The organism is Belliella calami (assembly GCF_022549695.1).
Classification (GTDB): Bacteria; Bacteroidota; Bacteroidia; order Cytophagales; family Cyclobacteriaceae; genus Belliella; species Belliella calami.
In genome coordinates, this window is record NZ_JAKZGS010000033.1 from 1 (window position 1) to 9,829 (window position 9,829).

At 33.2% G+C, this 9,829-nt stretch carries 4 protein-coding genes; 3 read left to right on the forward strand and 1 reads right to left on the reverse strand.

Features of this window, described 5'->3' with window-relative positions; translation table 11 throughout:
* Positions 1-3,465: Ig-like domain-containing protein (locus MM236_RS19520; protein ID WP_241276683.1), on the reverse strand; the 3,465-nt coding region annotated here is incomplete at its 3' end.
* A 563-nt stretch (positions 3,466-4,028) separates the two neighbouring features.
* On the opposite strand from MM236_RS19520, the gene MM236_RS19525 reads away from it, so the two are divergent.
* The 3 genes from MM236_RS19525 to MM236_RS19535 all read left to right on the forward strand — a co-directional run.
* Positions 4,029-4,826 carry a WecB/TagA/CpsF family glycosyltransferase gene (locus MM236_RS19525; protein WP_241276684.1) on the forward strand — a complete coding sequence of 266 codons (798 nt, stop codon included), beginning with the start codon at positions 4,029-4,031 and terminating at the stop codon, positions 4,824-4,826.
* Between the two features lie 416 nt (positions 4,827-5,242).
* A complete protein-coding gene (locus MM236_RS19530; protein ID WP_241276685.1) occupies positions 5,243-6,331 on the forward strand; it encodes an MraY family glycosyltransferase in 1,089 nt (362 codons plus the stop codon).
* A 572-nt stretch (positions 6,332-6,903) separates the two neighbouring features.
* The coding region (locus MM236_RS19535) for a CLIPPER-2 domain-containing protein (protein WP_439648026.1) at positions 6,904-9,829 on the forward strand (2,926 nt) is incomplete at its 3' end.

The following is a 9,829-nucleotide window of genomic DNA, read 5'->3' on the forward strand; positions in this document are numbered from 1 at the left end:
AACCTTTGTGATAGAGCCATCAGCATCCACAGCATTTGCTGCAATGTTAATTGGGTCACCTACAAAAAACTGATCATTGTCTGAGGGTGCAGTGATCGTTATTTCGGGTGAGTTATTTGGTCTTTCGGTCACCAGAATGTTGATTTCAGTTGATGAAGCAGTAGAGGCATTGTCGTCTGTAGTTCTAGCGGAAATGACATGATTTCCAAGAGGAGCATCATTCCATACAAAAGCAAAAGGAGCTTGTGTATCAGTTGTCAAGAGGTTATTTCCCGCAAAGAATTCGACCTTTGTGATAGAGCCATCAGCATCCACAGCATTTGCTGCAATGTTGATTGGGTCACCTACAAAAAACTGATCATTGTCTGAGGGTGCAGTGATCGTAATGGTAGGAGTTGTGTTTTCGGGTAATGTGACATTTATAGAGATTACCTCAGACTTACCTTCAATTCCATCTGAACTTAGCGCTATCGCTTGTAGATTGTGCTTGCCAACAGGCAGGTTGGGGATTGCTATTTGAAATGGGGTATTTTGTGTAGATCCAACAATCGAGTTATTGACTAAAAAATCTACTTTTTCGATCGATATATCATCATCAATCAATGAAACAGCAAGTTGTATTGGGGTTTCTGCAAAAAAAAAGTCGCCATCTGAAGGAGAAATCCAATTGATTTGCGGAGCTGATAATTCCTTGTTGACTTTTATGGAGATTAATTCAGAATAACTTTCCTCACCATTTATATCAATTATTCTAGCTTGCAGCATGTAAGTGCCAATGGCCTCAAAAAAGTGTTTGAAAATAGAGGGCTCTTTTAGAAAGGTTTTTATTGAGGAGTTATTGACAAGAATTTCAATTTTTTCGATTTCGGCAGAACCGATTGAAGCTTCTACCTCTATTTCTAGAGAGTCACCTAAGTTGATTTCTTGATCAATTTTAGGAGTAATCAATGAAATCGAAGGTGGGATGGATTCTTGGATTTTCTCATCTCCCACTTTGATCAAGGCAACGGAAGAGAATGGAGGGATTTCTACCGAACCCGAAAAGGGATTGTTGTAAGCATCTACATAAGCACCATTTATTGGGTATTTTTGGGAGCTGTTTGAATCATTGTATTGGAAAAAGACATAGTCTTCATGTCTTCTAAAATTGACTTCTGCCTCATAAAATTCAACGTCGTCAAGTGCATAGGTAAAATCTTCTAAATTTGATTTAAATGTTACTAAAGTTGATTTTGCTTCGATTTTACTTTGAAAAATAAATTCGAATTCTTGTGTGTCTTTACTTATTTTAAATCCTTGTTCTTTTGAGAGTTTCCTCCATGGTGTTCCATTTTCATTAATTTCAATTGATATAAATCCATCTTTATTTGACTTAGCTGAAAAACGAAGAATATAATAGGAGTTTTCAGCTAATTTTCCAGTTTCTAAAGTGAATTGAGAATTCAAAGATGAATTTATTAAAACGTGACCATCTTTAAAATAGCCTGATTGTGACCAATTTCGATTGCAATTGTTGTTGCAGTATGTTTTTTGCACATGATTTTTGAAACTTTCATTTTGAAATAGATTTTCATTTAATTTTTCGTGATTTAGTGAAAAATTGTAATTTACTGGAGAAATTTTTCCGTTTTTATCTCTATTCCACCAAAATAAATTCATCAATTTACTTTGAATATTTAAGTTAGTAAACATAAATTCTTGCAAAAATCCAAAATCATTTCCAAGAGGATTTACATAGTGGTTTTTATCAAATTCTCCCATTAATTCAAAATCCTCTTTTATAGAAAAAATCTTGACAAAATTATTGTTTGGAATAGGGTTTAAAAATATATTGTTTTTTATGTTTACATTTCGAACTTCCTGGCCATGCTCATCATGACTTAGTAATACACTTTGGTAACAATTAAACATCAAGTTCTTTTGAAAGACTATGTTTCTTGCATTATGAAAGTAAACGCCACTGTTTGAAATGTTTGCTGTTGAGTTATTTTTAATTTCAATACCAGAAGAATTGTCGTCCAAGTAAATACCTTCTATTGGGGTGGGGTTTATTGTGTTAAAATATGGAGTTCCTTCTTTATAACCAATACCATTAATAATAATGTTGTTTTCTATAGATCTACCAGTTTTGTTGAGGTTTCCGGGCCCTTCCCATGTATAAATTCCTCCCCCATCAGATTTATGCATGCAAAAGTTATCAATGAAATTATTTTTGACAATTGTATTATTTCCTCCAAAATTAATTGCATTGTAGCCTGTATTATAAATTCTGTTTTTTTCAATTAATCCGTTATGAGAATCATTGGTAGTATATATAGCTTGACCGTTTAAATCGGAACTTTTCCCCATTCCATTAAAAGTAAAAGTATTGGAAATTTTATTACTTTTTATAACAATGTTTTTTGTGGAATTTTCTATGTAAATACCATTGTTTAGTGAATAATTTATATCACAATCAGAAATCTCTAAATTGTGTGAAAGTATTCCTTCTACTGCATTTTCTGCCATAAATGAAATATTTGATTTTAAAATCTTAACATTTATTCCACCTTGAATTTTTATTCCCGAGTTATTTGCTCCTCTGAAATCTAATTCCGTAACGATAATATTTCCTTCTTCCCAATCAAAATGCATTAAATAAGGAAGTTTACTAATATGTATTTTATGGTTTGATGGGATTTCATGGCCAAAATAAATCATAATTTTCTCCGTCTTCTTATCATAACACCATTCTCCAAATCTATCTAGAGTATTTATATGATTTTGGACAAAGAAACCATAATTTTTAGAGGCAGTATAATGCGAGTTTGTTTGTTGGAAGTTAATTATACTTCCTGAACTACTATTGATAAAATGTCTATCAATAATCCAAGGATTTTTTCGAATTACAATTTCTCCTCCTGACCAATCTAAAGATCCATTCAAATCTGTTGAAAGGATTGTGTTATTGTTAGGTGTAGATGTAATGTTAAGATAGCCTTTATTTTCTTCGTCAAAGTTTGGAAACCTTCCTAAACTAAATAGTGTGTTATCTATAGTTAAAACATTGATTTTTTCAATATTTGAAAACTTATCTTTAGACTCATAAATCCCATTTCCTACTGATATCCACTCATTGACTTCTTCCAATGAAGTAATAATTGGTTTGTCGCCGTCCCCATAAGCCCCAAAAGTAATAGGTGCTGAAATTGTCCCAGACCTTGTGATATGGATAGTCCCGTAAAAAGAATCCCCTCTTTTAAAAAGGATTCTATCTCCAGGAGAGATACTTAGAAATACTTTGTTCAATTTTTCAATAGATTTCCAAGGTGTGCTTTCATTTTGGGCTTGGGCAGCAGTTCTGCTGTCATTGCCTTCAGATGAAGAAAAGTAGTAAGTGGCAGCTTGGGTATTAGAAATTAAAACAAAGAATGACAAGATAAGTAGTATGACTATTTTGAAGTGTACATAGTAATCTGTTTTCATACTAATTTATTATTAATGGGGTGAAGGTGTTTTTTGATTCAATAAATCAAATGTTGATAGGGTGTATTTTGCAATTTGTTTCTTGAATAAAGAATTTTGAGTTTTTGAGTTTATTTTAATGTATTTAAAACAAACTTTATGTCAATATATTTTATTCCAAAGGATTTGATAATAAACATTATAAATGAAATAGAATCAAAATTTTAAATAGATTTTTTTGTGTAATCTTAAACTTTAATGGAAATCAGAATATTGTTAAGACCATAGATCATAATTTTAGTTACAGTTTTTTTTCGGTTTGATGTGATGTAATTATTAGAATATCAGTGAAATATGAATTTGTTTTCCATGGATACGATTTTTAATAATTCAATTTAACTTTTTGTAAAAGGTTTAGAAATAAAACCAAAGGCCTGAATAACTAATCCTTGTAGGGAAATAATTTTTTATAAGAATAATGAATGCATAAAAATGTTTTTTGAATAATGAATTTTGTTTTTCAAATTTTCTTTTTACATTTATACCTAGAAATCAAATAATGATTCAATAAATATTATTAAGCTATGAATACGAAGGTTCTTCAGAAATACAAAACAGTAAACCTCTTTGGATATTCTGTTTTTAGTGATTCATTGGATAATATAGACTTTAGTGAAAAGCATGTCATTAATACCATAAATCCTCACTCTTATCATGTGGCCCTAAATGATGATTTTTTTAATGAGTCTTTGAATGAATGTGATATTTTATTGCCTGATGGAATCGGTATTGTTATAGCAAATAAATTTTTAAATGGGTCAAGTATTCAGAAGATTGCAGGTTATGATTTGTTTATGCATATTTTGAATAGGAATAAGTCTAACTCAATTAAATGTTTTTTCCTCGGCTCTACTGATAGTACACTAGAAAAAATAAGTAAAAGGTTAAGAAAAGAATATCCTAATGTGGAGTTTGAATCTTTTTCTCCTCCATTCAAAAGTTTTTTCTCAGAAGAGGATAATAAAGAAATGATAAGGAGAATAAATATATTTAGCCCTGATTTTCTATTTGTAGGGATGACAGCTCCTAAGCAAGAGAAATGGACAAGAGAAAATTTGGAAGAATTAAATGTAAAAGTCATATGTAATATAGGTGCTGTTTTTGATTTTTTTGCAGGCACAACAAAAAGAGCGCCAGTTTTTTTAATCAAGTTTGGCCTTGAGTGGATGCATAGGTCTTTTACAAGTACAAGGTTGTTAAAACGGACTTTAACATCAAGTCCATTATTCTTACATTATATTTTGGTAGAATACATGCGGAAACTAATAAAACCAAATATAGAAAATGTTAGCAAAACTGAATCTAAGAGTTTTCATTTATAATAAAATATAAAAAACTGTTTTAAAGTTTATAAATATCTGTGTTGAATTTAACACTAGAGATTGATTCTATTAAAAGTGGATAAAAATGTAAAAATTTAATTTGGTCTTAATTTTGAATTTTACCTTCCAATTTTAGAGAGGCATCTTTAGGGTCTTTAAAATTCCATCACTTAACAAAAAAGTTTTACTATAACTCAGTTTGATTACTACTTATTAATGAAAAGGCGTTTGATGATAATTAGCAAAATTTGTTTTGTAGACTCTTATTTAAAATGTTTAAGCTAGTTGATTGGCTATTTATATTTTGATTATATACATTCCTTTTTAAAAAAAAAGCGATGTAAAAATTAAAAATGGTTTATAAAATCATATTACAATTAAATCACGCAAAGTTTATCACACTAAAAAGTATCTTTATGCTAACAGTTTTATCAGCTTTATTTGTTTTCGGAGTGTCGGTCGTGATTTTACCACCAATCATTTCATTCCTGAACTTCAAAGGTATAGGAGACAAGATTGACGAGAGAAGGATGCACACTAGTTTTATTCCGACGGCTGGTGGTCTTGGTGTATTGTTGCCTGCTTTGGTGACAATTTTTATGTTTTCGAATATTTTGAATGATTTTGACCTCGTAATTATTGGTTTGTGTATCTCGATGGTTTTTGTGACAGGTTTAATTGATGATTTGAAAAATCTCATGGCAATAATCAAACTAGTCGCTTTAATCATTCCAACTTGTATAATCATGTTTTTTCTAGATTTAAAAATAGAATCTTTTCATGGTCTTTTTGGAGTGTACGAAATACCAGAGATGGTTGGCGTACCGCTTACTTTATTGGTTATAGTGTTTTTGACTAATGCATTTAACCTTATCGATGGAGTAGATGGTTTGCTAAGCACTGTGTCTTCGTTTGTTTTCATGGTTTTTGGGGCGTGGTTTTTATCGATTGGAGCGTATTCTTTTGCCTTGATTTCATTGGCATTTCTTGGAGGTACAATAGCTTTTCTCGTTTATAATTGGGCTCCAGCCAGGGTATTCATGGGGGATTCGGGTTCCTTGAGTATTGGCTTTGCCGTTTCTATTTTGGCTTTGGCTTTTTTGAAAGCCAATGATTCTTTGCCTATTGAAAATGCATATAAAATAATCTCTCCTGTTACTGTGATTACAGCGCTTGTGGTCTATCCTGTGTTCGATACATTCAGAGTATTTTTTCTTAGAATCATAGAGCGAAGATCTCCTTTCTCTGCTGACAAGAAACACATTCATCATTTTTTGTGCGAGCTCAATTTTAGTGCAAGATTGATTTCGATTACATTGCTTGGGTTTAATGCACTTATATTTTCTGCAGTTTTTGCCCTTAGTGGTATCGATGACTCAGTTTTATTTATAGGAGTAGCACTTTTCCTCTTGATGTGTAGCCTAGTGATGCCTATTTCAAAAAGAATCTATCTGACTATATTGAGGGAGCAGGATCTCAGAAAACAGAAGGTGGGTGTAAACTAATTCTTGATACAGAATTGTCCAACAGTCAGATGTATTTGTTCTGTTTACCGTATATTTTACTGCCTTTCTTTCTGATTCCGCTGACCTTTATCTTTTTTCCTTAACCCTCTAATCATTGAGAGTTAAAGCAAAATAGTTTTATTAAAACTCTCTAGCCCTATTCGTTAATTATTTTCAAGCAATCTTCCTCTGTTATTTTTGTATAATTATCCGCAGTGACACCAGTAGGTGAATGTGTCACTTATAATAATGTAGATAATCGTCAACTACTCAGCGGTGCACAATATTCTACAGTCATCCCACCACAGTAGATTGAAATGAGCTTCAAACAATATTAAAAATGACTAATGGTGTAAGAGCGGATAAAGATGTATTTTTTATTTAGGCGTTAAAATAGTGTTTGAATATCAAAAAATGTATTTTGAATTAAGTAAAAAGTAATTTAAATAAATTTTTTCTTTCCATAACTTGGTTATAAAAAACAAATAATTGTATATTTGATGCAGTTAACAATATTTGAAAATATCAGCTATTGTTGATGTCACATGTTAGGGCATTTAAAAATTCTAAAAATGTATTCGAAGAATTATTTAAGATCAAGTCAACAGTCAAGTTTGCTTCGTGCATCAGTTTTTCTTCTGTTTTTCATTTTTCCTGTATTTTCTATAACTGCTCAAAATATTATTCAAGTAAGTGGAAATGCGAATAATGTTCCTATTAAAGAAGTTAGTCTTATAGTAAACAAGGGTGGTGAAGATGAATTTATTTATACTCAGAAAGAAAGGGGTATGTCAAACCCAATTCCTGAAAATGTAAGTGTAGAAATAGAATCAATTTTATTAGCGAATGGAGAAAGAATTTTTGCAACTTCTAGGTTTCCTGAGGTAAAGAGTGCTAATGAATTGTTAGGGACAAGTATAAACCCTGAGGGAATTAGAGTAATTAAGTTTGATCATTCTTCAGAGAGTGAATTTTTATCGCACTCAAACAATCTAGATGAATTTTTAAGGTCACTTTCGCATGTAGTCTCTGTTCCAGATTTAAGGTCTTATTGGGATATAAACTCAAACGATATTCTTAACGAATTTTCTCCTTTTGTTGATGTTATTTATCCAAATCAAATACCACAGTCTGGATATATCTTGATTTCAGAAAGGAATGGTAACTCTAAAATGGATTTAGTTCCATTAGATGAAAATGGGGAGGTTATAGTAGAGGCAAATAGAATTTCTTTCATTGCTCAGTTTGATTGGAACACTGGTGTGAATCATCAAATTAATTACCCTGACCAAAAACAATGGTTGACTGTCTTTAATCCCGAACTTTTCGATTCAGAAATTCCAATATTTGGTTTCCGTGTTTTTGATAGACTCGAATCGGATGGAAAAATTATCTTTTTTGCAAGGGATTTGTCCGCAGCACCAGATAACCTTTGTCCAATTTTTGCATCTGTTGGTTCTGAAAATGCAGGCAATATATTCCAAAATGATGAACTTGACGGGATAGCACTGAATCCCCAAGATATTAACCTCTCTGTTTTTGATGACCAAGGTGTTCTGTCTCTTGGATTTATTCAACTTGATCAAGACCCTAGCTCACCTACTTTTGGAAATATTTCTGTTTCTCCAAATGCAACTCCCGGAAATTATGCCTTTGAGTATGAGATAGAAGACAAACTTGATGGTAGAACTGATAGGGCCCAAGTGACTGTTAGGATTATTGAATTTTTAGAATTGGAAAGTAATACTTATTGTGAAGGTCAGCAAGCAGATGAGTTGTTTATTTCTTCCAATAGGGTATCAGGTTTTACTTATAATTGGTATGTGAATTCGATTAATTCCAATCAAGGAGGTACATTGATCACTGAAGAGACTTCTCCAAGATTGGTACCGCCTACTAGTCAGGAAGGCGTTTATTACTATTACGTAGTAGTTACAAATGATTGTGGAGAATCTTTGACTTCTTCTGTTGCTGAAATCACCGTTTTGACTACTGATGCACCTTTGGCTACTGGGAACATAACTGAATGTGCGCTTGAATCTATTCAAACTCTGAATGCAAACGATGCAATCATAGCTGTAGAAGGGACGGAAATTGTTTGGTTTAATTCGCCTGATGGTGAAGATCTCGTAACTGCACCAATCCTTAATGAAATTGGTTCTGTCACTTATTATGCAGAAGCTGTAAATCAAGTCACTGGTTGTTCTTCAATTCTTAGAACCCCTGTTGTTCTTACATTGGATGATTGTAGGTTGGCAATCGTAAAATCAGTGGACCTTTTGGAAATTGATGGGCCAACCATTTTGAATTTCACCATTGAAGTGACCAATCCTGGAACTGTTGCTGCTACTGGTGTTGTCGTTACTGACCCACTTACGAATGGGAATGAGCCTTTACAATTGCTTGAAGGAGATGATAACGGGGATAATGTCCTTGATTTGAATGAAACATGGATTTATCAGACTACTTATGAAGTAAGCCAAGAGTTAATTGATCTTGGTTTAGATATAGTTAACACAGCATTTGTAAATGCTAACGAAACTCCTGAATTCCCCTCTTCGACTACTACAGTTGTCAATAATAACAGTAGCATATCCCTTAGCAAAACAGCAGATAAGACAGCAGTAAGTGAGGCAGGCGAAGTTATCATCTACACCTTGACTGTTACGAATACAGGCAACACGACTTTGACTGATGTGCTTATTATAGATGCTAAACTTGGGGTTGAGGAAAATATTGGGACTTTGTCACCAGGCGAGAGCAGTTCAATATCGGCTAGCTACACAGTTACGCAAGAGGATATTGATTCAGGAAGCATTTTGAATGCAGCAAGTGTAGAGGGTACAGATCCAAATGGTGAAATTCCGGAAGGTTCGGATGAAGTAGAAACGCCAGTTAATCAAAACAGTAACATTGTCCTAAGCAAAACAGCAGATAAGACAGCGGTAAGTGAGGCGGGCGAAGTTATTGTCTATACCTTGACGGTTACGAATACAGGCAACACGACTTTGACTGATGTGCTTATTATAGATGCTAAACTTGGGGTTGAGGAAAATATTGGGACTTTGTCACCAGGCGAGAGCAGTTCAATATCGGTTAGCTACACAGTTACACAGGAGGATATTGATTCAGGAAGCATTTTGAATGCAGCAAGTGTAGAGGGTACAGATCCAAATGGTGAAACTCCGGAAGGTTCAGATGAAGTAGAAACACCGGTTGATCAAAATAGTAGCATTGCGCTAAGCAAAACAGCAGATAAGACAGCAGTAAGTGAAGCGGGCGAAGTTATCGTCTACACCTTGACTGTTACGAATACAGGCAACACGACTTTGACTGATGTGCTTATTATAGATGCTAAACTTGGGGTTGAAGAAAATATTGGGACTTTGTCACCAGGCGAGAGCAGTTCAATATCGGTTAGCTACACAGTTACACAGGAGGATATTGATTCAGGAAGCATTTTGAATGCAGCAAGTGTAGAGGGTACAGATCCAAATG